This window comes from Mesobacterium pallidum, from assembly GCF_019966535.1.
Taxonomy (GTDB): Bacteria; Pseudomonadota; Alphaproteobacteria; order Rhodobacterales; family Rhodobacteraceae; genus Mesobacterium; species Mesobacterium pallidum.
Map to the genome: position 1 here is coordinate 25,244 of NZ_JAIMID010000020.1, position 23,773 is coordinate 49,016.

Here is a 23,773-nt window from a genome sequence, read left to right on the forward strand (position 1 = left end):
CACTTTTCCGGAAATACTCCCGCCGGAGGCAATCCTGCGCCGCAGGCGCAGGTCGCTCAGGGGTCGAGGCGGCGGGCCTCGTCGACCAGCATGACCGGGATGCCGTTGCGGATCGGGTAGGCGAGGCCGGCGGCTTCGCTCACCAGCTCCTGTTTCGCGGCGTCGTAGACCAGCGTCACGTGTTTCTCGGGGCAGACCAGCGCCTCGAGCATGCGGCGGTCGAAGGCCTGCGCGGCCGGGGTCGTTTCGGTTGGGGCCGTCTCGTCGCTCATTGCATCAACTCCTCTCCGTTGCCGCCGCGCAGCCCGTATTCCAGCAGCGCGACCAGCGTTTCGCGGCGCGTGACGAGCGTCGGCGCCTCGAGCAGGGCCTGTTTTTCCTCGAGGTCGAAGTCCAGCATCATCGACAGGGAATTGACCAGCAGTTCGTCATCGGCCGATTTCATCGATTCCCAGTCGGTCGCCAGGTCGCGCGCCTCGAAATACCGGGCCAGCAGGGAAAAGAACGCCCCGCGGTCGAAATCCGCGTCCTTCTCGGTCGGGCCGAGGTCGCGCTCGAACCCGTCCCAGGACATCTCGGCGCGGCGGTAAGGGGTGAAGCCCTCGACCTCGCGCAGGATGCGGCAGCGCGAGATGCCCGTGAGCGTGATCATGTAGCGCCCGTCCTCGGTTTCCGAGAACTGCGTCACCCGCCCAGCCGAGGCGATGGCATGCAGCGCCGGCCGGTCCTCGGTGGCGCGGCGCGGCAGCGGCTGCACCATGGCGATCAGCCGCTGCGGCGTCTTCAGCGCATCCTCGAACATCGCGAGGTAACGCGGCTCGAAGATGTGCAGCGGCAGATGCGCGCGCGGCAGCAGCAGGGCTCCGGACAGGGGGAACACCGGGACGACATCGGGCAGATCGGCGGCTTTCAGCATACGCATCGACCTAGGCCGCCCAACCGCTCAGGCAAATATCATCGAGCTCAATTTGCGGCGACCATGCAGGACCACCGGATCGTTGGGTTTCAGCGCCTCGAAGATGGTGAAGAGCTGCGCCTTGGCCGCGCCGTCGTTCCATTCGCGGTCGCGCCGGAAGATGTCGAGCAACTGGGCCACCGCCTCCTCGGCATTGCCCGCGGCATAGAGCGCCTGGGCATAGTCGAATCGCAGTTGCAGGTCGTCCGGGCTGGCCTCGACCTGGGCCAAGAGCTCGGCCACGGGGCCGGCATTCCCGGCCTGTTTCGCCAGTTGCAGCTGGGCGTGGGCGGCTTCCAGTTCGGGCGACCTGGAGATCTCGACCGGGGCGCCGTTCAGGATCGCCTCGGCCTGCTCGAGATCGTCGAGCGCAATATGCGCGCGCACGAGGCCGCCATAGGCCGCAGCATGGGCCGGGTCCTCGCCGAGGATCGCGGCAAAGGTCTGCGCGGCATCGACGGCCGCGCCCTGTTCCAGCATCTCTTCGGCGGCGGCCACGGCCTCGTCGAGGCCACCCGAGGCGTCGCCGCCCGAGGCTTGCACGACGCGGTCGATGAAGGCCTTGATCTCGCTGGGCGGCACGGCGCCCTGGAAGCCGTCGATCGGCTGGCCCTGCCAGAAGGCATAGACCGTCGGGATCGACTGGATGCGCAGCTGGCCGGCGATCATCTGCGCCTCGTCCACGTTGACCTTGGCCATGCGCACGGCGCCGCGCGCCTCGGTCACGGCCTTTTCCAGCGCGGGGCCCAGCGTCTTGCAGGGGCCGCACCAAGGCGCCCAGAAATCGACGATGACGGGGACGGTCTGCGAGGCCTCGACGACCTCGGCCATGAAATCTGCCTCGGTGACGTCCTTGATGAGATCCTGCGCGGCGGGGGCTTGGCCAAGTTCGATCATATCTCGAATTCCCTATGACTTGGGGTCATGACGTAGATGGCCCATGGGGCGGGCTGTTGCAAGGGGGCGTCGGTCAGCCGGCCCCGGACGGCGCCACGAGCGGCGCGATTCGGGCGGTGACCCAGCCCAGCCCCGCACGGGCCCAGGACCCGGCGCCAAGGCCGATCCAGCGTTCGTAGTCGCGTTGCGCCTCGGTCCGGGCGGCGGTCAGTTCGGCCGCCTGGCCGCGGAAGCCCCAGGCGTACCAGGGCGCGGTCTGCAACGACGCGGCAAAGCCTGCCATCTGCGCCGCCACCACCGCGTCGAGCGGCGCGGGATCGTCGCCGCGCCAGATCGCGTAGCCGCGGCCCAGAGTTTCCTCGTAGACGCCGCGCACCACCATGTCGGCGGTCAGGTAGGCGGCGTCCCCGTAGGCCGGCACACGGGCCAGCGCGGCCTCGGGCGCGGTCGGCGCGGCCGAGCAGAGGCCCGACCAGTGCTGCCAGGCAATCCCGGCAAAGCGCGTCTCTTGCGGGTTGCCGCCGGCGTAGCCCTGCGCCACCTCGGCATAGGCCGGAGCAAGGGCCGCCGCGGGCTCCCACTGGATCGCCGCCGGGTCCTGGCCACGGCAGGCCAGCTCGACGTAGCCGACGGGCAAAAGCAACAGCACCGTGATGCCCAGCGCCAGCGACAAGAGGCGGCGCAGCACGCGGAACAGAAAGCGGATCATGGTCGTCCTCGCGTCATCCGAAGTCGTTCCGTCATCTCGGATGCACCCCTATGCCGGTGTCTTGATCTCCCGCTCGTGCGGGAATTCTCCCTGGTTGATATATGTCTGTTCGGCCCGGGTCGAGGGGCGACCGAGCACGGGATTGCGATGCGGGTGACGGCCAAAGCGGCGGATCACCTCGCGCACGATGGCGGTCTGTTCGCTCGGGCGCTCGTAGACCTCGCGCAGGTGAGGCGGGGCATCCTCGGCCAGCTTTTCCTCGATCGAGATCAGCCGGTCCATCCGCTCAAGGTGGTCGGGGCCCTCGCAATGGCTGATCGAGATCAGCAGGAACTGACGTTCCCAGACATGCGCGAGGGCGTCGAAATGGCCGTTCTCGAGCGCCTCGAGCGACAGCCGCGCGGCCTTGAGATCCTGCGCGTAGGCCGCCGGGGTATCGCGCCAGACCGAGCGCGGGAACTGGTCGAGCACGAGCACCAGCGCGAGCCGTCCATAGGGCGTTTCGGCCCAGTGATCGAACTCTCCATGCGCGCCGGCCAGGGTCACCTCGGACCAGTCGGCGATCAGCGTCTCGTCCATGCCGCCACGCATCCGCGAGCGCCAGAAGGCCGCGTGGTCCTCGGGGTCCGCGTCGGCCAGGCCGGGGGGAAACCAGAGGCGCAGGATGTCCTCGGGGCGGGGGGTGATGTGGTCTTGCATGGCGCCTCCTCAGCGGATGACGGGATCATGCGCAAAGGTGCGCCCGCACACAACACGTTCGTTGTGCAGGCAACCCATGCAAATTCGCGCAATGGCGAATGTCAGAGATCGAACGTCGCCAGCACCGGGGCGTGATCGCTCGGCTGCTCCCATCCGCGCACTTGGCGCAGGATGCGGCTGGAATGGCCCGCGTTCGAAATGTCCGGCGTGGCCCAGACGTGGTCAAGCCGCCGGCCCTTGTCGGCCGCGTCCCAGTCGGGGCTGCGGTAGGACCACCAGGAATACAGGTTGCCCTCGGGGATGTCCTGCCGCGTGATGTCGACCCAGCGGCCGGCATCCTGCGTCTCGGCCAGGTGTTCGACCTCGATCGGCGTGTGGCTGACGATGCGCAAGAGCTGCTTGTGGTTCCAGACGTCATCCTCGCGCGGGGCGATGTTCAGATCGCCCACCAGGATCGCCTTTTCCGGCGTCTCGGCTTGGAACCAGTCGCGCATCTCGGTCAGGTAGTCGAGCTTTTGCCCGAACTTGTCGTTCACCGCGCGGTCGGGCTTGTCGCCGCCTGCGGGGACGTAGAAATTGTGGATCGTGACGCCGTTTTCCAGCCGCGCCGCCACGTGGCGGGCATGGCCGAGACCGGCGAAATCGCGGCCCCCCGCATCCTCGAGCGGCAGTTTCGACAGGATCGCGACACCGTTGTAGCCCTTCTGCCCCCGCGCCACCATGTGCCGGTAGCCCAGCGCCTCGAAGGCGGCAAAGGGGATCTTGTCGACCGGGCTCTTGCATTCCTGCAGGCACAGCACGTCCGGCGCCTCTTCGGTCAGCAGGCGGCAGACCAACGCCTCGCGCAGGCGGACCGAGTTGATGTTCCAGGTGGCAAGGGTGAAGGCCATGGTGCTCTCCGCTTCTGCTGTCTGCAGGCGGGTAGCATGCCCGGCGGGACGGCGCCAGACCGTGGCGCCCCCCGTGCAGGTGCCTGCGACCCTTGGGGACGGTCGCAAGCACCGCATCGGGCAAACTGGGAAAACCACGCGTCACACAGGACCGCGGGTCTGTTCAGGGATGCGATCCGGTGTAACATGTCAGAACTTACAGGCCCGACACCAAGCGACTTTCCATGAATGACCTATCCGACAAAGCCGATTGTCACGAACTGCAGCTTCTTGCCACGAACGGTCAACGCTTCAGGGTCGATCTTCGCACGGCGGTACAGATCGTCCTGTCCCCGCTCTACCTATGGTCGTTGGCGCCCTTCGCCCTCATGGGCGCGTTGTTCGAATCACCCCTCCCCGGGACCGAGCTGGGCTACGTCGCGCGGGCCGGATTGTGGATGGCCGATTGCGCGCTGACGACGGGCTACTGGATCGCGATCTTCGCGGCGCTGTCCCTTGCGACGCGCCACCGGCCGATCATCCGCGCCGTGCCGCAGGCGCTGATCTGCTGCGTCGCGATCACCGCCATGGTCTGGACGAACCAGCTGTTCGCCCCCCTGTTCGGAGAGCCGGCCAGCGCCGCCACGATCTGGCTGCAGGCGCTGCGCTATTCCGCCATCGCCGTGCTGTTCGAGCTGACCTCGGTCGTCTTCCTGCTGCCGCGGTTCGAAGGGGTGACGATGCTGACGGACGGGCCGCCCGGCGCCCCGCCCTCCGTGCCCTCGGTGACGGCGCCGCAGGCCGAGCCCGCGACCCTGCGCCCCCCTGCCCCTCGCCCGGCCCCGCTGCTCAGGGTCAATGACCTGACGATCCCCGTCGGAAGCCTGCTGTCGCTGCGCTCGGTCGAGCATTACGTCGAGATCGCGACCACCGACCAGACCTTCATCGAACGGGCCCCGCTGCGCGACCTCGTCGCCCAGCTCGAGGCGGCCAACGGCATCCAGTGCCACCGCTCGCACTGGGTCAGCCGCGAGGCGGTGCGCGGCCTCAGCCGGCGCGGTGGCAACGTGGTGCTGGAACTGGTGGGGGGGGCCGAAATTCCCGTGTCGCGCGGGCGCCGGCAGGAGGTCGAGGCCTGGCTGAACGCCGCCCCCGTTGCGCGGGCCGCCAACGACATGCACCGCGCCGTGTGACAGGACCCGGGCAAAAAAAGACCCGGGACGCTGCCCGGGTCAGTCCAACAGGGAGGTGCATATGATAACCCGCATATGCGACGGGAACGGTTTCAGTCTAACCTGAGTCGATCATAGACGTTTTGATCCATGTCAGGACAGTCTGGAATTCCTTACGCCACCAGACGGTATCCGCCTGATTCGGTCACAAGAAGGCGCGCATTGGACGGATCCGGTTCGATTTTCTGGCGCAGCCGGTAGATATGGGTTTCCAGCGTATGGGTCGTGACCCCCGCGTTGTAGCCCCAGACCTCGTGCAGCAGCACGTCGCGCGGCACCACGCCGTCGGTCGAGCGGTAGAGGAACTTGAGGATGTTCGTCTCTTTCTCGGTCAGGCGGATCTTGCGCTCGTCCTCGCCCACCAGCACCTTCATCGCCGGCTTGAACGTGTACGGCCCCAGCTGGAACACGGCGTCCTCGGACTGTTCGTGCTGGCGCAGCTGGGCGCGGATGCGGGCCAGCAGCACAGGAAAGCGGAAGGGCTTGGTGACGTAATCGTTCGCCCCGGAATCAAGGCCCAGGATCATGTCGGCGTCGCTGTCCTGCCCGGTCAGCATGATCACCGGCGCCTTGAGCCCCTGCTTGCGCATCAGCTTGCACAGCTCGCGGCCGTCCGTGTCGGGCAGCCCGACGTCAAGGATGACGAGGTCAAGATGCGTGTCCTTGAGAACCCGCAGGCCCTCGGCGCCGCTGCCGGCTTCGAACACGTCGAAATCCTCGGTCATCACAAGCTGTTCGCCCAGCGCCTCGCGCAGGTCGTCGTCATCATCGACAAGCAGGATGTTCTTCAGTTGAGCCATGTCTGGTCCTCCGATCTTGCCTAGCAGATGCGTCTCCTTCACGGGTTCGGCAAGAATTGCTGCACTCCTCTCACAGCCTCGTGTATAGCCGGTTCCGAATGTTTCAATTCCGCTGCGTGATGCTACAACGCAGGGCCCTCAAGGAACCGCCCGATGCCCTTTGCCCCCGACACCACCGAACTGCTGGCCCGCGCCCGGAGCGATCTGCGCATGGGCGTGCCGGTGGTGCTGTCGGGCGGCGATGGCGCGGCGCTGGTGCTGGCGGCCGAGACGCTGACGCCCCCGCGCTTTGCCGAGCTCGCCACCTTGCCCGGCGCGCCGGTGCTGGCGATCACCGCACGCCGGGCCGAGACGCTCAAGGCCCGGCCCTACGACACCGACCTCGCCCGGCTGCGCCTGCCGCGCGGCGCCGACCTTGCCTGGGTGCAGGCGGTGGCCGACCCGTCCGACGACCTCGTCTCGCCCATGAAGGGCCCCTTCCAGTCCGACCGCGACGGCCCCGCCACCCTGCACCGCGCCGCGCTGCGGCTGGCGAAATCCGCCCGCCTGCTGCCCGCCGCGCTGGTGCTGGCGCTGGATGATGGCCCCGGCTTCGCCGCAACCCACGGCCTCACCCATGTGCGCCCGGACGCGACCGACCCGCTGATGGCCGCCCCCACCGCGCTGAACGAGATCGTCAGCGCCCGGCTTCCGGTCGAGGTCTCGACCGCCGGCCGCCTGCATGTCTTCCGCCCCGAGGACGGCAGCGAGGAACATTACGCGATGGAGATCGGCCGCCCGGCGCGCAATGCCCCCGTGCTCGCGCGCCTGCACTCGGCCTGTTTCACCGGCGACGTCATGGGCTCTCTGAAATGCGATTGCGGGCCGCAACTGCGCGCGGCGCTCGCCCAGATGGGCGACGAAGGCGCGGGCGTGCTCCTCTACCTCAACCAGGAAGGCCGCGGCATCGGCCTTGCCAACAAGATGCGCGCCTATTCGCTGCAGGACCAGGGCTTCGACACGGTCGAGGCGAACCACCGCCTCGGCTTCGAGGATGACGAACGCGACTTCCGCATCGGCGCCGCGATCCTGCGCGAACTTGGCTTTGCCTCGGTGCGCCTCTTGACCAACAACCCCAACAAGATCGCGATGATGGAAAGAAACGGCATCGCGGTGGCCGAACGCGTCCCCCTCAAGGTCGGCGAAAACGCCCACAACCGCGCCTACCTCGCGACAAAGGCGGCGAAATCCGGCCACATGCTGTGACCCGCTGCTTTCATTTTTCCAAAAATACTCCGGGGGGAGTCGCCAAAGGCGACGGGGGGCTGGCCCCCCAGGGCCTCTGCCTCACGCCCACCGGCCTGACATTCCTGGGCCGCCGCTTCCCCTGCGTGATCGGCCGGACCGGGCTGACGGACAACAAGCGCGAAGGCGACATGGCGACGCCCCTTGGCACCTGGCGCATCAGCGCCCTGCTCTACCGGCCCGACCGGCTGCCCCGCCCCGCGCCCTGGGCGCAGGCCATCAGGCCGCGCGATCTCTGGTCCGACGATTCCGCCCGGCCCGATTACAACCAGCCCGTCACCGCGCCCTACGCGGGCAGCCACGAGGCGCTGCGCCGCGCAGACCCGCTCTATGACCTGGTGCTGGTGACGGATTGGAACGCCGCAGGCACGCCCGGCAAGGGATCGGCCATCTTCCTGCACCAATGGCGCCGGCCGGGGTTTCCGACGGCAGGCTGCATCGCCTTCCGCCGCGACCATTTGCATTGGATCGCCGCACGGGCCGCGCCGGGGACGCGGGTGATCGTCCGGGGGATGGTGGGGTAAAACCCCACCCTACGGCGGGATGTAGGGTGGGGTTCTACCCCACCACGCGCCCGGTCAATGGCCGGTGACACGATCCCCGAAAATCGCCGATCCGACGCGCACATGGGTCGCGCCCAGCGCGATCGCCCGCTCGAAATCGCCGCTCATGCCCATGGACAGCCCGCTGAGCCCGTTGCGCTCGGCGATCTTGGCCAGCAGGGCGAAATGCAGGCTCGGCTCTTCGTCCACCGGCGGGATGCACATGAGCCCCTTGAGCGGCAGGTCCAGCGCCCGCACCTCGGCGACGAATGCATCCGCCTCGGCCGGCAGCACGCCGGCCTTCTGCTCTTCCTCGCCGGTGTTCACCTGGATGAAGAGGTCGGGACAGGCCCCCATCTCCTGCGCCAGCCGCGCCAGCGTGGTTGCCAGCTTGGGCCTGTCGAGCGAATGGATCGCCTCGAACAGCTCCATCGCCTGGCGCGCCTTGTTGCTTTGCAGCGGGCCGATCAGGTGGACGCGGGCGTCGGGATAGTCCTTACGGAAACGCGGCCACTTGCCGGCCGCCTCCTGCACGCGGTTCTCACCGAACAGACGGTGCCCCTCGGCCAGCACGGCGGCAACACGTTCGTCCGGCTGCACCTTTGAGACGGCGATCAGCTCGACGCTGCCCCTCGCCCGGCCAGCCTCGGCACAGGCCTTGTCGATGCGGGTCTGGATCTCGGTCAGGGACATGGGCGGCCTCCGGGTCGTTTCGCCCCCAGATACCAGCCGGGGCGAAAAAGGAAAGGCGCCAAAGGAAAAGGGCAGGTCCGAAGACCTGCCCCCTGTAACGGTCGGTACCGTCCGTCGGCAATTAGAAGCCGAAGAACACACCGAAGCCTGCGACCACGTCGCCAGCGCCGTTCGAGCCGACGGTGCCGGACAGCGTTGCGCCGCCCATGTCGTGCGACACGTCGAGACCGTAGATGGTGTCGGTGTTGGTGTCTTTGTCGTCGATCAGGACGCCCAGCGTGGTGGCCGAACCGATGTTGTACGACAGGATACCGGTCAGCTCCATGTTGCCGGCAGCATCTTCACCTGCGCCGACTTTGACCGAGCCTTGGCCGAAGTTGTAGGCGAGGGCCAGCATCCAGCTTTCGTCGGTGGCGTAGCCGGCACCAACGGTGATGTTGCCCGAGCTGTACTTGACACCGATGTCCTGCTCGTCGCCGCCGGCCATGCCGATGGTCGATGCGACGCCAACGGTGAACGAACCGGTGGTGTACTGAACCAGGACGTTGTTGCCCGAGTCGTTGATGACCGAGGTGTTGTTGTCAGCGGCGATCACGTCACCGTCGTCGAAGCCGTAGAAGGCAGCGGCACGGGCCAGGGTCTTGGCGGCACCGTGGGTCGAGCCGACGCGGGCCGACAGGCCGGCTGCGGCGATATCGACGCGCTGACGCTCGAACGTCTCGGTGCCGTCGCCAGCGCCGGTGACCGTGGTGCGGGTGAACGCGGTCAGCGACACGCCGTTGTCGGTTTCGACATTGGCGGTGAAGGTCAGGCGGACAGCGTGCGCGACGGTCACGTCGTCGGTGGCGCCATCGTACTTGATACCTGCGAAGCCATAGCCACCAACAGTCGCGTCAGCGGCGGCGAAACCAGCCGAAGCAACCAGGGCAGCGGAGGCGAGAAGAACTTTTTTCATTTCGATTCCCTCGGGTTTTCTTGATCATTGCCCCGGCAGGAGAATCCGCACCGGGTATGGGGGATCAATCGCTCTTTTCGGCCTGTCTTGGCAAGCGCCCCCGACGCGGGTCCGGGATTGTGGCCGGGATTGGTGCAGCTTTGCCACAGTCCGTTCCCGGGGCCCCTGGAAGGCCCCGCCGCAGAGCCGATTCCGTGGCGTCCATCATACTGGGACTCGCGGGCGCGCGCGAGGGATCGGGGCGCAGGACCGGGGCCGCCGGGAAACTCCTTGCCCCCGGAAAGCCCGGCGAGTAGGAAAAAAGGCAGGTTGAAAGCAGGCGAAGTCAATGAGCACAGCACGATCCCTTACGGCCGCCCTCTGCGTGGCACTGGCCCTTGCAGGGTGCAGCCGCGGAAACGGCGGCGGCACGGCGGCGCCCGCAGGCGCACCGGCCGGCGAATTCGTCCCGGCCAGCGAAAGCAACTTCTTCGACCTGATCAACCCGCCCCGGACCGAGGACGTGGGCCAGGTGAACCGGTACATCTGGAATGCCTCGCTTGACGTGCTGAGCTTTCTGCCGCTGCAGACGGTCGATCCGTTCACCGGCACGATCGTGACCGGCTACGGAACGCCACCGGGCGGCGGCCGCGCCTATCGCGCAACGGTGCTGATCACCGATCCCGCGCTCGAGGCGCGCTCGCTCAAGGTGGCGCTGGCCACGCGCAATGGCCCGGTCTCGACGGCAACCCAGCGCGCGGTCGAGGATTCGATCCTGGCCCGCGCACGGCAGATGCGGATCAGCGACAGCCGGTTCTGAGCGGCGCAGGCCCGGGACGCGGTGGAGTGAAACCCCACCCTGCATCTTGCGGGGATGGTCGGCGGCGGATGGTGGGGTGGAACCCCACCCTACATCTTTTGGAGATGTCCGCGCCGCGCAGTGGGGTGCCTCCTGGCCCGTTTGGGTCACATACCGCGTGGTGGGGTAGAACCCCACCCTACATCTTGACGATCAGACCGGCACCTTGCTGGGCAGTTGCGCCAGCTCGTCCACCCATTGCAGATGCCGCGGCAGGGTCACGGATTTCAGGTCGAAGTTCTCGACCACGTAGTCGCGGGCCTTCTTGCCCAGCCGTGTGCGCAGTTCGGCATCCTCGAGCAACGCGTCCAGCCGGTCCACCAGCCCCTTGCGGTCGAAGAAATCGACCATGATGCCGTTCTCGCCCTCGGTCAGCACTTCCTTGACCGGGTCGGTGTCGCTGGCCAGGATCGCGGCCTCGGCGCTCATTGCTTCCAGCAGCGACCAGGACAGCACGAAGGGGTAGGTCAGGTAGACATGGGCCCGGCTGACCTGCATGAAGGCGAGGTACTTGTCGTAGGGCACACGGCCCAGGAAATGCACCCTGTCCCAGCTGGGCGTCGGGATACGGCCGCGCACCTCGTCGATGTAGATCTGCTTCCAGGTCTGGCCGTGGGGCGCGCGGGCGCCATAGCTCACCTCGTCCCCGCCGATCAGCACCACATGGGCATTGGGCCGCCGCTTGAGGATCTCGGGCAGGCAGCGCATGAAGACATGGTAGCCGCGGTAGGGCTCGAGGTTGCGGTTGATGAAGGTGATGACCTCATCGTCGCGGGTCAGCGTCAGCCCCTCGCGCACCTCGAGCTTGGCGTCCTTGTTCGGCACCACGATATTGGTGTCGATCCCGTCATGGCAGACGGTGATCAGGTCGCGGAAGGGCTGCGGGAAGGTGTCGGCCTGGAACCTGGTCGGCGAAATCCCCGCATCGCCGATCTCGAAATGCAGCGTGTTGTTGAGATTGCGGATGCGCAGGCGCATCGGTTCCTTCTGGGGCTGGCGCGACGGGAATTCCGGGTCGAACCCCATGAACGGGTAGTCGGCGCTGTGGTAGAGCTCGCAATAGAGCCCCATCCGCGCCTCGGGCCAGACATCCTTGAGGAACATCGGCTCGCCCCAGCCGTGATGCGCGAGGATGACATTGGGGTGAAACCCCTGTTCCTTCAGGCGCATGGCGGCGTCATAGCAGGCCTCGGCACGGACGACCTTGGCCTCGAGATCCAGCAGCCACGGGTGCGCATCCTTGGACGAGCCGCGGGCGATCTTGTAGGGAAGGACCTTGATGCCGTTCCACATGATCGGCTTTTCGACCTTGGGCGTCAGCGCCACGACCTCGTCGCCACGGGCCGCGAGGGCGGGCCCCAAATGTTTGTATTGACCGGGAAAATTCTGGTGAATCAGAAGGATCTTCATAGGCTACCGCCGCTGGAAAAAGTCACTTTGGACCTACATGCCAGATGGGGGCGGGCAGGCCAATGGCGATGATATGGCAAAACGCGGCGCAAAGTCCCCCCTGCGCCGCCACGCCGTGCGGGTTTCTGCCACCGGATCGCCTTGCGACGCCGCCGGGGCTGAAACAACGGGCAGACACCGGGCCCCGCGCCTGCCTTTTCCGCCGCAATCCACTGGACCGCAGGCCCCTTCCGCCGTATCACCCGCATCGCCCCAAGGACCATTTGTCGAAGGACACGCAATGTCGCGCTACACGCCCGCCGAGATCGAAGCCCGCTGGCAGCACGCCTGGACCGAGGCCGACCTGTTCCGCGCGGAGCGCGACGAGAGCCGGTCCAAGTACTACGTGCTCGAGATGTTCCCCTACCCCTCGGGGCGCATCCACATCGGCCACGTGCGCAACTACACGATGGGCGACGTGGTGGCCCGCTACAAGCGCGCGACCGGGTTCAACGTGCTGCACCCGATGGGCTTTGACGCCTTCGGCATGCCGGCCGAGAACGCGGCGATGGCAAGCGGTGGCCACCCCAAGACCTGGACCTATGACAACATCGACACGATGGTCGAGCAGATGAAGCCGCTGGGCCTGTCGATCGACTGGTCGCGCATGTTCGCCACCTGCGATCCGGAATACTACGGCCAGCAGCAGGCGCTGTTCCTCGACTTCCTCGAAAAGGGCCTGGTCTACCGCAAGAACGCCGTGGTCAACTGGGACCCGGTCGACATGACCGTTCTGGCCAACGAACAGGTCGAGGACGGGCGCGGATGGCGCTCGGGCGCGCTGGTCGAACGGCGCGAGCTGACGCAGTGGTTCTTCAAGATCTCGGACTATTCCGAAGAGCTGCTGGACGCGCTGGACGGCCTCGACGACTGGCCGGCCAAGGTCAAGACCATGCAGGCCAACTGGATCGGCCGCTCGCGCGGGCTGCAATTCGCCTTCTCGACGGTCGATGCCCCGGACGGGTTCGACCGGATCGAGGTCTACACCACCCGCCCCGACACCCTGCTGGGCGCGTCCTTTGTCGGCATCTCGCCCGACCACCCGCTGGCCAAGCAGCTCGAGCGGGATCGCGAAGACGTCGCCGCCTTCTGCACCGAGGCGCGGCGCGGCGGCACCACCGAGGAAGCGCTGGAAAAGGCCGAGAAGCTGGGCTTCGACACCGGCCTCACCGTGCGCCATCCCTTTGATACCTCGTGGGAGCTGCCGGTCTACATCGCCAACTTCATCCTGATGGATTACGGCACCGGCGCGATCTTCGGCTGCCCCGGCCATGACCAGCGCGACCACGATTTCTGCCGCAAGTACGGCCTGCCCATCGTCGAGACCTTCGTGCCCCTCGAGGGCGAGATCGACATCCAGGCCGCGCCCTTCGTGCCCGCCAAATCCGAGAAAGTCCGCTACACCCGCCTGATCGCGGGCGAGGAGGTGCAGACCGGCGACGAGGCGGTCGAGGCCGCCGTGGACCTCTGCGAACAGAACGGCGTCGGCCAAGGCGTGACCAAGTTCCGCCTGCGCGACTGGGGCCTCTCGCGCCAGCGCTACTGGGGCTGCCCGATCCCGGTCGTGCATTGCCCCGATTGCGGTGTGGTGCCCGAGAAAAAGGAAAACCTGCCGGTCCGCCTGCCCGATGACGTCAGCTTTGACGTGCCGGGCAACCCGCTCGACCGCCACCCGACCTGGCGCGACGTGCCCTGCCCCGCCTGCGGCACGGCGGCCAAGCGCGAGACGGACACGATGGACACCTTCGTCGATTCGTCCTGGTACTTCGCCCGCTTCACCGCGCCGCGCGCGACGACGCCGACCGTGGCCGAGGATGTCGATTACTGGATGAACGTCGACCAGTATATCGGCGGGATCGAGCACGCGATCCTGCACCTGCTCTATTCCCGCTTCTTCGCCCGCGCGATGCATATCTGCGGCCACCTGCCCGAGAAATCGAAAGAGCCGTTCAACGCGCTCTTTACCCAGGGCATGGTGACCCACGCGATCTACAAGACCGAAAAGGACGGCCGCCCGGTCTATCACTACCCCGAGGAGGTGACGTTGAAGGACGGCAAGGGCTTCCTTGTCGACGGCACCGAGGTCGAGATCGTGCCCTCGGCCAAGATGTCCAAGTCCAAGAACAACGTGGTCGACCCCGTGGCGATCATCAGCCAGTACGGCGCCGACACGGCCCGCTGGTTCGTGCTGTCCGACAGCCCGCCCGAGCGGGACGTGGAATGGACCGCCTCGGGCGCCGAGGCCGCGAACAAGCACCTCGGCCGCGTGTTCCGCATCGCCTCCGAGATCGCGGAAAGCTCCGACGCACCGGGTGAGGGTGACACCGACCTGTTGCGCGAGATGCACAAGACCATCGACGAGGTGACCAAGGGCGTCGAAAGCTTCGGCTTCAACGCGGCCATCGCGCGGCTCTATGCCTTCACCAACACGCTGCAACGGACCAAGGCCGGCGCGGCGGCGCGGCGTGAGGCCGCACTGGCGCTGGCGCAGCTCATGTCGCCGATGACCCCGCACCTTTCGGAAGAGGTCTGGAAACTGCTCGGCGGGGAGGGCTTTGTCACCTCCGCCCCCTGGCCCCAGGCCGACCCGGCCATGCTGATCGACGACACCGTGACCCTGCCCGTGCAGGTCAACGGCAAGCGCCGGGCCGAGATCGAGGTGCCCAAGGACATGCCCAAGGACGAGATCGAAAAGATCGCCCTGTCGCAGCATACCGTGCAGCGGGCCCTCGACGGTGCGACGCCCAAGAAGGTGATCGTCGTGCCCGGACGGATCGTCAATGTGGTGGTTTGATCGCCCCACGCGCCGCGCCGCGCTGGCCTTGGGGCTGTGCGCGGCGGGCGCGGCCTGCGGCTTTGCCCCGGCTTACGGGCCGCAGGGCGGGGCCTCGCGCCTTTCGGGCCAGGTCGTGGTCTCGGCCCCCGCCGACCGTGCCGGCTACCTGCTGGGCCAGCGGATCGAGGAGCGGCTGGGCTTTGCCGCCACCGGCCCCTACACCCTGACCGTTACCCATGACGTCTCGCGCTCCGGCCTCGGCACCGGCGGCGACGGGCGCACCACGCGCTACCAGCTCGTCGGCTCCGCCCGCTACAGCCTGCGCGAGGGCACGGACGGCCCGGTGCTGGCCAAGGGCACGGTCGACGATTTCACCGGCTACTCGGCCACCGGCTCCACCGTGGCGACGCTTGCCGCCGTGCGCGACGCCGAGGAACGGCTGATGGTCATTCTCGCCGACAAGGTGGTGGACAGGCTGCTGATGGCCGCGCCAGACCTGCCGTCATGAAACTGAACAAGGCCGAGGCGACCCGGTATTTCTCGCGGCCCGATCCCAAGGCGACGGGCCTCCTGATCTATGGTGCCGACGCCATGCGCGTGGCCCTGAAACGGCAGGAGGTCATCGCCGCCCTCATCGGCCCCGAGGGCGAGGCCGAGATGCGCCTGACCCGCATTCCCGCCGCCGAGCTGCGCCGCGACAAGGCCCTTCTGACCGATGCGATCAAGGCCACCGGCTTTTTCCCCGGTGCCCGCGTCGCCTTTGTCGAGGACGCGACGGAACTGGTCGGGCCGCAGATCCTCGACGCGCTCAGCGACTGGCAGCCCGGCGACGCACAGATCGTGGTGACGGCGGGGGCGCTCAAGGGCACCTCCAAGCTGCGCAAGGGGTTCGAGGGGCACCGCAACGCCTTTGCCGTCGGCCTTTACGACGACCCGCCGACCCGCGCCGAGATCGAGGCGGAGCTGGGCCGCGCCGGCCTGACCGGCCTCGACCGCGCGGCGATGGACGACCTGTCGGCCCTGGCACTGACGCTGGACCCGGGCGATTTTCGCCAGACCCTGGCCAAGCTGGCGCTCTACAAGCTGGGCGACACCTCGCCGGTGACGGCCGAAGATATCGCCGCCTGCGCCCCCGCCTCGACCGAGGCCGAGGTGGACGACATCCTCAACATCGTGGCCGAGGGCAAGGCGGCCCAGATCGGCCCGGTCATGCGGCGGCTCAAGTCGCAGGGCGTGCTGCCGGTCTCGCTGCTGATCGCCTGCAACCGCCATTTCCGCACGCTCTACGCGGCCGCTTCGGCCCCCGGTGGCGCGGCGGAAGGGATCGCCCGCATGCGCCCGCCGGTCTTTGGCCCACGCCGCGACCAGATCCTGCGCCAGGCACAGACCTGGGGCGCGCCGGGGCTGGAACAGGCGCTGCAGACGATCACCGAGACCGACCTGACCCTGCGCTCCGCCGGGCAGAACGCGCCCGCCATGGCGCTGGTCGAACGGATGCTGATCCGCCTGTCGATGCTGCCGCGACGCTAGGGAACCCTTGCCGTCCGCGCGGCGGCACAGCACCTTCGGGACAAAGTCGCGACGGAGGACGCATCACATGACAAAGGTCATCGGCCACCTGGCCAGCCGCACGTTCCGGGTACTCTGGCTGCTCGAAGAGCTGGGCCTGCCCTACGAGCACCAGCCCGAGCATTCCCGCTCTCAGGCGGTGACCGCCCTCAACCCCTCGGGCAAGATCCCGGTGGTGATCGAAGAGGGCGTCACGCTCACCGATTCGACGGCGATCATGCAGTACTTTGCCGACCGCGAAGGGCGCTTCACCGCTCCCGCCGGCACGATCGCACGCGCCCAGCAGGACGGCGTGCTGCACCAGATCATCGACGAGATCGACGCCGTGCTCTGGACTGCCGCGCGCCACAGTTTCGTGCTGCCCGAGGACAAGCGCGTGCGCGAGGTCAAGGACAGCCTCAAGTGGGAATACGAACGCAACCTGGCGCATCTGATGACCAAGATGCAGGGCGCGTTCCTGATGGGCGACGAGATGACGATCCCGGACATCATCCTCGCCCATTGCGGCAACTGGGCCTTTGCGTCGAAATTCCCGACCGACAACGAGGACTTCGGCGCCTATCTCAAGCGCATGCGCAGCCGCGACGCCTTCCGCAAGCTCGCCGCGCAGATGAAGTGACCGGCGGGGGCCACGCGCCCCGTGGCCCCTTCATCTTTCCAGAAACATCCCGGGCAGCGCGAGGGCCTGGCCCCTCGCCTCTAATCCGGCCGCGCCTCCGGCGCGAGGGGCTGGCCCCTCGCCGCTTGTCCGACCGCGCTTCCGGCGTGAGGGCCTGACCCCTCGCCCCCACACCGGCCACGAACGCCTCCGGCGGGAGTATTTCCAGAATAATGAAAGCAGGGGCCTGTTCGGTTGATCGGCGCGGAGCGCGCGCCATCGACCGTGGAATCGCCTCCGGCGGGCATATTTGGCGAAAGGTGAAAGCCAGGGGCCGATCCCCCTTCATCTTGCCGATAAACTCCGGGGGACGTCGCCCTTGGGCGACGGGGGGCAGCGCCCCCTACCCGGCCGCCGCCTGGCCCGCCCAGTATCCCGTGGCAAGGCAGCCGGTCAGCAGGTAACCGCCCGTCGGCGCCTCCCAGTCCAGCATCTCGCCCGCGCACCAGGTGCCGGGGGCATTCCGCAGTTGCAGGCCCGCGTCCAGTGCCGAGAACGGCACGCCGCCGGCGGTGGAGATCGCCTCGTCCAGGGGGCGCAGCCCGGCATGGGGGACGTGCAGGGCCTTGACCTGCTGGGCGAGGACCTCGGGAAAGTTCGACAAGGGCCCCGCGAATTCACGCAGGATGGCCAGTTTCGCGGGATCGAGCCGCAGCGCCTTGCGCAGGTGGTTGGCGTAGCTTTGCTTGCCGCGCGGGGCGGCGATGCGGCGGGTGACCTCCTCGGCCGAAAGGCCCGGCGCGAGGTCGAGCGCCAGGTCCGCCCCCTCGCGAACGGCCCGGCTGATGGCGTAGATGCCGCCGCCTTCGAGCCCGCGGGACGAGATGACGGCCTCGCCGCGCACCTCCTCCGACCCGGCCACGAGGCGGATGTTCTTGAGCGGCTGGCCGAGGACCTTGTCCATATGCGGGGACCAGGGCACCACCAGCCCGGCATTGGCGGGCCGGAACGGCGCGACGGGCAGACCGCGCGCCGGGAAAAGATCGGCCCATCTACCATCCGAGCCAAGCCGCGCCCAGCTGGCGCCACCCAGCGCCAGAACGCAGCGATCCGGGCGCAGCGACACGGGCCCCTCGGGCGTGTCGAATTGGAACGCCGCGTCCCAGCCGGTCCAGCGCCAGCGGGTGCGCAGGGTGACCCCCAGCCCGTCGAGCCGGCGCAGCCAGGCACGCAGGAGCGGCGAGGCCTTCATCGCCTCGGGGAAAACCCGGCCCGACGAGCCGGTAAAGACCGGCTGCCCCAGCGCCTCGGCCCAGGCCTTGACCTCGGCCGGCCCGAAGGCTTCGAGCATCGGGCGCAGGGCCGGCGCGGCCTCGGCATAGGCCGCGACGAACGCCTCGAACGGTTCGTCCTTGGTCAGGTTCAGACCGGACTTGCCCGCCATCAAGAACTTGCGCCCGATCGAGGGCTTGGCCTCGGCCACGACAACCCGGCGGCCGGCGCGGGCCAGCGCCTCGGCCGCGGCAAGGCCGGCGGGGCCACCGCCGATCACCAGTGCATCATGTTCATCCATGCCCGATCTCTACCGCCCGCAGGGGTCCATCGCAATTGCGCACCAGCGCGCTATCCTTGCGCTGAAACAGAGAGCGCCATGACCGACGACCCGACCTGCCCGCTCTGCCTGCGCCCGATCCCGCCGGAGGCACGGCAAAGCCTGCATCACCTTGTCCCGCGCCTGAAGGGCGGCAAGGGCGGGCCGGTCGTGCGGCTGCACCAGATCTGCCACAACGAGATCCACGCCACCCTGACCGAGGCGGAACTGGCCCGCGACTACAACACGCCCGAAGCGCTGCGCGCCCATCCGCGGCTGGAAAAATTCATCCAATGGGTCGCGAAACGCCCTCCGGGGTTTCACTCGAAAACCCCCGGAGGCCGCCGCAAGCGCTAGTCGTCGAAGGGCGTCATCTGCGCCACGATCACCGCGTTCTCGTCCAGCGCCCGCTGCATCAGCGCGCGCTCGTCCTCGCCGATCTCGTGGCCCTGCTCTTCCCGCTCTTCCAGCGTGCCGTAGCCGGTCACGTCCAGCGGCGCCATGTCGGCCTGCTTGAGCACCGCCACCGTCTCGCGCACCGCCTCGGCCTCATCCACTCCGCTGGCGAAACACATGAGCGCGGCGCCGGTGCTGCCCTTGGGCAGGCCGTCGCCCTCCTTGCGGCCAACCTCGACAAGCAGGGTATAGACCTGCTGCTTGCGCGGCTTGGCCGGCTTGTCGGTCTTGTCCTTGTCGCTCTTGGCCATGACGCGTTCCCTCGCAGGTGTTGCCCCTCCATGCCGCGTCTGTGGCGGATTTACCAGTGGGGCACCTGCGAAATTGCGCGTCCCGCAAGCCCTATGCTAAAGCGGCCCGGATATGGGACCAAAGGGGACGTCAATGGGGACCATGAGGATCTGGGTCTGCCTCAGGGCAGTCTGTCTGGCCGTGCTTGCATGGGCTGGCGCCAGTGGCGTGCAGGCACAGGATGCCCCCCTGCGCATGATCACCGTGGACCGCCCCCCGTTCTCGATGGAGATCGGCGGCGAACGCACCGGCTTTTCGATCGAGCTGATGGAGGCGGTGGCCGAACTCCTTGGCCGCGAGGTCACCTTCACCGTCTCGCCGACCTTCGGCGGCATGTTCACCGCCGTCAATGCCGGAGAGGTCGACGGCGCCGTCGCCAATATCTCGATCACCGCCGCGCGCGAGGAAACGCTGGATTTCTCGCAGCCGATCTTCGAATCAGGGATCGGCATCCTCGTGCCCGACAACGGTGCGGGGAACAGCGGAATGCTCGCCACGCTGTTCACCTGGGATATCTTCTTTCTCGTGATCGCCGCCTTCGGGCTGCTGTTCGCGATGGGCATGGCGATGTGGGTCTTCGAGCGCAAGCGCCAGGCCTATTTCGACCGCCCCGCGCGGGACGCGATGTTCCCCGCCTTCTGGTATGCGCTGAACCTCGTGGTGAACGGCGGGTTCGAGGAACGGATGCCGCAATCGCCCCTGGGCCGGCTGACATCGGTGCTGATGGTGGTGTCGTCACTGTTCATCGTGTCGGTCTTCGTGGCCCATATCACCGCCGCCATGACGGTCGAGGCGATCACCAACACGGTCGACAACGTCTCGGACCTTGACGGGCGGATCGTCGGCACGACCGAAGGCTCGACCGCGTCGCGCTACCTGTCCGATCTCGGCATCGCGCATCGCACGTTCGATTCGTTTGCCGCGTTGACGGCGGGGTACGAAAGCAATGACCTCGACGCCATCGTCTTCGACAAGCCGCTGCTGAACTACTACGTGCGCACCGGCGGCAATGCCCGGGTGGTGGACCGGGTCTTCAAGCCCGAGGATTACGGGATCGCCTTCGACCAGGGCAGCCCCCTGACCGAAGAGATCAACCGCGCCCTGCTGGCCCTGCGCGAGGACGGCACCCATGACGAGATCTATGCCCGCTGGTTCGGCGCCACGCGCTGAGGCCTAGCGCAGGCGGCGATAGCCCCAGATCAGCAGGCAGGCCCCGGCCGCGCCGACGACCAGTTGCGGCAGCCAGGCCCGCGCGGCGTAGATGCCGAAGAAGCTGAGGATCAGGTTCAGCACCACCGCGCCGATGATCCCGAGGATAATGTTCACGAAGATCCCGGTGTCGGTCTTCATGATCGCGCTGGCGATCCAGCCCGCCAGCCCGCCGACGATGATCGCGCCGATGAATCCGATGCCCATGATGTGCCCCTTTGCTGTTGACCACGGTCAACGCACCGGCGGGGCGGCCGGTTCCCGGACGGGGTCGCGCGGGCCGTGAGGGCCCGCGCGCAAGCCGCTTAGTCGCGCAGCAGCTCGTTGATGCCGGTTTTCGAACGCGTGCGTTCGTCCACCCGCTTCACGATCACGGCGCAGTAGAGGTTGATGCCGTTCTTCGACGGCATCGACCCCGCCACGACCACCGAATAGGGCGGCACTTCGCCATACATGACTTCGCCGGTCTCGCGGTCCACGATCTTGGTCGACTGGCCGATGAAGACGCCCATGCCCAGCACGGACCCCTCGCGGACGATCACGCCCTCGACCACCTCGGACCGGGCACCGATAAAGCAATTGTCCTCGATGATGGTCGGGCCGGCCTGCATGGGTTCCAGCACGCCGCCGATGCCGACGCCGCCGCTGAGGTGCACGCCCTTGCCGATCTGCGCGCAGCTGCCGACGGTGGCCCAGGTGTCGACCATGGTGCCGCTGTCAACATAGGCGCCGAGGTTCACGAAGGACGGCATCAGCACCACGCCCGGCGCGATGAAGGCCGAACGGCGGACGACGCAGTTCGGCACGGCGCGGAAACCGGCGGCCTTCCACTGGTTCTCGCCCCAGCCCTTGAACTTGCTGTCGACCTTGTCCCACCAGCCACCGCCCTGCGGCCCGCCGGTCTGCTCTTCCATGTCCTTGAGGCGGAAGCCCAGCAACACCGCCTTCTTGGCCCATTGGTTCACGTGCCAGTCGCCATTGTCCTGCTTTTCGGCCACGCGCAGCTGGCCTGCGTCCAGCGCGTTCAGCGTGTCCTCGATGGCCTCGCGGGTTTCGCCGGTGGTGGCGGGGGTGATCGTGTCGCGCGCCTCCCAGGCGGCTTCGATGGCAGCTTCGAGCTGGGCGTTGGACATGTGGCCTCTCCGTTCCCTAGGGTCGTCAGTCGCAAGGGCTATAGTGGCGATCCCGGCACGGGGCAATGCCCGCCCGCAGCGTTGCCGTCCGTCCGCAGCGGCGGGCCGGGCTCCGCGGGGCCGGTTCCCATGACCCGCGTGCCGGTGCAAGGTGGCGGCGCAGCAGCCGGAGGCCATGGATGATCAGCTTTGCCTTGGACGTCATCAACTGGGACGCCATCGCCGCCCTGACCGGCATCGTGATCGCCGGGCTCGGCTTCATGATCAATTCCCGTCTGCGCCGGCAGGAGCGCAAGTCGCGCCATGCCGCGCTGCTGTCGGAATACCGGCGCGAGACCATCGCCTTTTCCCGCGATTTCTTCGAGACGGTGTCGGAGGCGCTGGCGCTGTACGCGGTGGAAAAGGAACGGCCGCGCGACGATCCGCAGCTGTGCCTGCTGGCGGCACGGCTGTCGTCGCTGGCCGACACCGGGCGGTTCTATTTCCCGAACGAGATGGGCGAGAACCCGACCGGCACCTCCAAGGGCCCGGCCTTTGCCGGCACGCGGCGCCCCCCTCTCGAGGCGATCCTGGCCGCACATTTCGCGGTCGAGGCGATGCGCCTCGCGGGGCCGGAAAAGCGCGAGGCGCAGGACCTGGCCGTCGAGTGCCTGCACGAGACGCGCCAGCCCTTTCCCATGCCCCGAGACAGCGGCCCCAGCCCGCGCTTCCTGCTGATCCAGGCGCGGCGCTGCTATCTGAACGCGGTGGTGCCGGGCACCTTCCCGCGCGAATGGCATGGCATGTTCGAGGACCTGCTGGGCCCGGTGACGGGAACGCCGGGCGCGGGGCCGCAGCTTTAAAGCCGGGCCAGCAGTTCGGCCTTCTTGGTCTCGAACTCGGCCTCGGTCAGGATGCCCGCGTCGCGCAGTTCGGCCAGCTTGCGGATCAGGCCGATGATCGCCTCGCCGTCGCTGGATGGCTGCTTGGGCGCCTCGACCGCGCCGGTCGGGGCCGGTTCGGGGGTGGGAACCGGCGCGGTTTGCGGCTCGGGGGCCCAGACCTGCGACGAAGGCGCGGGCGCGAACGGCGCCTCGGACACCACGGGCGTTTCGGCGACGGGCGCCGCGCCGATCTCGACCCGCGGCAGGTCCGAGACGCGGACAAGCCCGAACTGGCTGGTGAAGGTCAGTGTCCGGTCGCCCACCTGCTGCTGTGACACGCCGGAAATTGCGTGATCGCCCGTGTCAAAGACCTCGATCCGACCGCCCTGGTCGATCGCGAGCCGCCGCGTGCCGGGAAAGACCGCGTAGCGCAGGTCGTTCTGCGACCCGCTCGAGGACGGCACACCCAGCTCTTCGGGCCAGCGCGACCCGCCGCCCGACGCCGCAAAGCTGACCCCGGCCCCCGGCATCGCCTCGGGTACGAGCACATCGGGGTCGCGCACCAGCGGCGCGATCTCGGAACACAGGGCGTCGACCCGCGCCTTGAGCCCGTTGTTGAACATGTCGCCGACCATGGTCATGCCGCCCTGGCTCCATTGTCCCATGCCGCCAAGGTCGGGATGGCTGAACTGCGCCTGGGTGCCGCCGCCGCGCAAGAGGGCAAAGAACAGCGTTTCGGCCGCGTCGGTCGTCACGCCGTTGCGGGCGGCAATGTCGGACAGGCGCGCCGTGCCGTCCGGGGTCAGTCGCGTCATGGGATGGGTCCGTCTATGAGGGTGGGGAAGCCGGGGCTTTGCCCCTTCCTAGCAGGCCGGGGCCTTGCGGGCCAGCCGGTCAAACCCGGTGATAGGGGCTGCCGGCCAGGATCGAGGCGGCACGGTAAAGCTGTTCGGTCAGCATGGCGCGGGCCAGCATGTGCGGCCAGACCATCGCGCCGAACGAGAGGGCGAAATCCGCCTCGGCGCGCAGCGACGGGTCGATCCCGTCCGCGCCGCCGATCACCAGCGCCAGGTCCTGCGTGCCGGTGTCGCGCCAGCGGCCCAGCTGGTCGGCAAAGTCGGGCGAGGACATCACGCGGCCGCGTTCATCCATCACGCAGACCCGCGCGCCCGAGGGGATGGCGCGGCGCAGCAGGTCGGCCTCGGCCGCCATGCCGCCGCCCTTCTTGTCCTCGACCTCGTGGAGTGTCAGCGGACCAAGGCCCAGCGCCCGGCCGCTGCGGTCGAAGCGGGTGGTGTAATCGTCGATCAGCGTGCGTTCGGGACCGGCGCGCAGCCGGCCCACCGCACAGATATGTAGGCGCAA

The 23,773-nt window shown here is 67.9% G+C and carries 27 protein-coding genes; 11 read left to right on the plus strand and 16 right to left on the minus strand.

What is annotated here, in order from left to right; genetic code table 11:
* Positions 1-56: 56 nt before the first annotated feature.
* The 6 genes from MF270_RS22705 to MF270_RS22730 all read right to left on the minus strand — a co-directional run bounded on the left by MF270_RS22705 (position 57) and on the right by MF270_RS22730 (position 4,150).
* A complete protein-coding gene (locus MF270_RS22705; protein WP_238368076.1) occupies positions 57-272 on the minus strand; it encodes a Trm112 family protein in 216 nt (71 codons plus the stop codon).
* Positions 269-916: an LON peptidase substrate-binding domain-containing protein gene (locus MF270_RS22710; protein WP_238368159.1), complete on the minus strand. Its 648-nt coding sequence runs from the start codon at positions 914-916 to the stop codon at positions 269-271. Before MF270_RS22710 ends, MF270_RS22705 begins: the two co-directional genes overlap by 4 nt.
* Positions 917-943: 27 nt before the next feature.
* Entirely contained in the window at positions 944-1,852 is a 909-nt protein-coding gene (locus tag MF270_RS22715) for a thioredoxin family protein (RefSeq protein WP_238368077.1), read from the minus strand.
* A 73-nt stretch (positions 1,853-1,925) separates the two neighbouring features.
* On the minus strand, positions 1,926-2,561 hold the full coding sequence (locus MF270_RS22720; RefSeq protein ID WP_238368078.1) for a hypothetical protein: 636 nt from the start codon (positions 2,559-2,561) through the stop codon (positions 1,926-1,928).
* 48 nt (positions 2,562-2,609) lie between these two features.
* Positions 2,610-3,260: a DUF924 family protein gene (locus tag MF270_RS22725; protein WP_238368079.1), complete on the minus strand. Its 651-nt coding sequence runs from the start codon at positions 3,258-3,260 to the stop codon at positions 2,610-2,612.
* Positions 3,261-3,361: 101 nt separating this feature from the next.
* Complete coding sequence (locus MF270_RS22730) at positions 3,362-4,150, minus strand: exodeoxyribonuclease III (protein WP_238368080.1); 789 nt, start codon at positions 4,148-4,150, stop codon at positions 3,362-3,364.
* Positions 4,151-4,374: 224 nt separating this feature from the next.
* On the opposite strand from MF270_RS22730, the gene MF270_RS22735 reads away from it, so the two are divergent.
* Entirely contained in the window at positions 4,375-5,322 is a 948-nt protein-coding gene (locus MF270_RS22735) for a LytTR family DNA-binding domain-containing protein (RefSeq protein ID WP_238368081.1), read from the plus strand.
* 152 nt (positions 5,323-5,474) lie between these two features.
* Here MF270_RS22735 and MF270_RS22740 read toward each other — a convergent pair whose 3' ends face one another.
* Positions 5,475-6,161, minus strand: a complete 687-nt coding sequence (locus tag MF270_RS22740; RefSeq protein WP_238368082.1) for a response regulator transcription factor — start codon at positions 6,159-6,161, stop codon at positions 5,475-5,477.
* A gap of 153 nt (positions 6,162-6,314) precedes the next feature.
* On the opposite strand from MF270_RS22740, the gene ribA reads away from it, so the two are divergent.
* Complete coding sequence (ribA, locus tag MF270_RS22745; RefSeq protein ID WP_238368083.1) at positions 6,315-7,406, plus strand: GTP cyclohydrolase II; 1,092 nt, start codon at positions 6,315-6,317, stop codon at positions 7,404-7,406.
* Positions 7,407-7,465: 59 nt separating this feature from the next.
* Positions 7,466-7,969 (plus strand): L,D-transpeptidase family protein, encoded by a 504-nt coding sequence (locus tag MF270_RS22750; protein ID WP_238368160.1) that lies wholly within the window; start codon positions 7,466-7,468, stop codon positions 7,967-7,969.
* Positions 7,970-8,023: 54 nt separating this feature from the next.
* Here MF270_RS22750 and MF270_RS22755 read toward each other — a convergent pair whose 3' ends face one another.
* Positions 8,024-8,680 (minus strand): YggS family pyridoxal phosphate-dependent enzyme, encoded by a 657-nt coding sequence (locus MF270_RS22755; protein ID WP_238368084.1) that lies wholly within the window; start codon positions 8,678-8,680, stop codon positions 8,024-8,026.
* Positions 8,681-8,801: 121 nt separating this feature from the next.
* Positions 8,802-9,635, minus strand: coding sequence for a porin (locus MF270_RS22760; RefSeq protein ID WP_238368085.1), 834 nt, complete (start codon positions 9,633-9,635; stop codon positions 8,802-8,804).
* 328 nt (positions 9,636-9,963) lie between these two features.
* Here MF270_RS22760 and MF270_RS22765 point away from each other — a divergent pair, with 328 nt between their 5' ends.
* Positions 9,964-10,434 carry a DUF3576 domain-containing protein gene (locus MF270_RS22765; protein ID WP_238368086.1) on the plus strand — a complete coding sequence of 157 codons (471 nt, stop codon included), beginning with the start codon at positions 9,964-9,966 and terminating at the stop codon, positions 10,432-10,434.
* A gap of 192 nt (positions 10,435-10,626) precedes the next feature.
* Here MF270_RS22765 and MF270_RS22770 read toward each other — a convergent pair whose 3' ends face one another.
* Complete coding sequence (locus tag MF270_RS22770) at positions 10,627-11,883, minus strand: glycosyltransferase (protein WP_238368087.1); 1,257 nt, start codon at positions 11,881-11,883, stop codon at positions 10,627-10,629.
* 280 nt (positions 11,884-12,163) lie between these two features.
* Here MF270_RS22770 and leuS point away from each other — a divergent pair, with 280 nt between their 5' ends.
* From leuS to MF270_RS22790, 4 genes are all read left to right on the plus strand, one after another.
* Positions 12,164-14,716, plus strand: coding sequence for a leucine--tRNA ligase (leuS, locus tag MF270_RS22775; RefSeq protein WP_238368088.1), 2,553 nt, complete (start codon positions 12,164-12,166; stop codon positions 14,714-14,716).
* Positions 14,703-15,206: an LPS assembly lipoprotein LptE gene (gene lptE, locus MF270_RS22780; protein WP_238368089.1), complete on the plus strand. Its 504-nt coding sequence runs from the start codon at positions 14,703-14,705 to the stop codon at positions 15,204-15,206. The genes leuS and lptE overlap by 14 nt, the downstream gene beginning before the upstream one ends.
* Positions 15,203-16,228: a DNA polymerase III subunit delta gene (holA, locus tag MF270_RS22785; protein ID WP_238368090.1), complete on the plus strand. Its 1,026-nt coding sequence runs from the start codon at positions 15,203-15,205 to the stop codon at positions 16,226-16,228. The genes lptE and holA overlap by 4 nt, the downstream gene beginning before the upstream one ends.
* Positions 16,229-16,295: 67 nt before the next feature.
* On the plus strand, positions 16,296-16,886 hold the full coding sequence (locus MF270_RS22790; protein WP_238368091.1) for a glutathione S-transferase family protein: 591 nt from the start codon (positions 16,296-16,298) through the stop codon (positions 16,884-16,886).
* A gap of 382 nt (positions 16,887-17,268) precedes the next feature.
* Here MF270_RS22790 and MF270_RS22795 read toward each other — a convergent pair whose 3' ends face one another.
* Positions 17,269-18,438: a TIGR03862 family flavoprotein gene (locus MF270_RS22795; RefSeq protein ID WP_238368092.1), complete on the minus strand. Its 1,170-nt coding sequence runs from the start codon at positions 18,436-18,438 to the stop codon at positions 17,269-17,271.
* 78 nt (positions 18,439-18,516) lie between these two features.
* Here MF270_RS22795 and MF270_RS22800 point away from each other — a divergent pair, with 78 nt between their 5' ends.
* The gene (locus MF270_RS22800) at positions 18,517-18,813 is read left to right on the plus strand and encodes an HNH endonuclease (RefSeq protein ID WP_238368093.1); all 297 of its coding nucleotides are present in this window, start codon (positions 18,517-18,519) and stop codon (positions 18,811-18,813) included.
* Here the strand turns inward: MF270_RS22800 and MF270_RS22805 are convergent.
* The gene (locus MF270_RS22805; protein WP_238368094.1) at positions 18,810-19,163 is read right to left on the minus strand and encodes a hypothetical protein; all 354 of its coding nucleotides are present in this window, start codon (positions 19,161-19,163) and stop codon (positions 18,810-18,812) included. The genes MF270_RS22800 and MF270_RS22805 overlap by 4 nt on opposite strands.
* A gap of 133 nt (positions 19,164-19,296) precedes the next feature.
* Here MF270_RS22805 and MF270_RS22810 point away from each other — a divergent pair, with 133 nt between their 5' ends.
* Complete coding sequence (locus MF270_RS22810; protein WP_238368095.1) at positions 19,297-20,373, plus strand: transporter substrate-binding domain-containing protein; 1,077 nt, start codon at positions 19,297-19,299, stop codon at positions 20,371-20,373.
* Positions 20,374-20,376: 3 nt separating this feature from the next.
* On the opposite strand, the gene MF270_RS22815 is transcribed toward MF270_RS22810, so the two are convergent.
* Both MF270_RS22815 and dapD read right to left on the minus strand, forming a co-directional pair.
* On the minus strand, positions 20,377-20,619 hold the full coding sequence (locus tag MF270_RS22815; protein WP_238368096.1) for a GlsB/YeaQ/YmgE family stress response membrane protein: 243 nt from the start codon (positions 20,617-20,619) through the stop codon (positions 20,377-20,379).
* A 98-nt stretch (positions 20,620-20,717) separates the two neighbouring features.
* Entirely contained in the window at positions 20,718-21,545 is an 828-nt protein-coding gene (dapD, locus tag MF270_RS22820) for a 2,3,4,5-tetrahydropyridine-2,6-dicarboxylate N-succinyltransferase (RefSeq protein ID WP_238368097.1), read from the minus strand.
* Between the two features lie 179 nt (positions 21,546-21,724).
* Between dapD and MF270_RS22825 the strand changes: the two genes are divergently transcribed.
* Entirely contained in the window at positions 21,725-22,387 is a 663-nt protein-coding gene (locus tag MF270_RS22825; RefSeq protein ID WP_238368098.1) for a hypothetical protein, read from the plus strand.
* On the opposite strand, the gene MF270_RS22830 is transcribed toward MF270_RS22825, so the two are convergent.
* Positions 22,384-23,223 (minus strand): SHOCT domain-containing protein, encoded by an 840-nt coding sequence (locus MF270_RS22830; RefSeq protein WP_238368099.1) that lies wholly within the window; start codon positions 23,221-23,223, stop codon positions 22,384-22,386. The genes MF270_RS22825 and MF270_RS22830 overlap by 4 nt on opposite strands.
* A gap of 79 nt (positions 23,224-23,302) precedes the next feature.
* Positions 23,303-23,773: a 23S rRNA (pseudouridine(1915)-N(3))-methyltransferase RlmH gene (rlmH, locus tag MF270_RS22835; protein ID WP_238368100.1), complete on the minus strand. Its 471-nt coding sequence runs from the start codon at positions 23,771-23,773 to the stop codon at positions 23,303-23,305.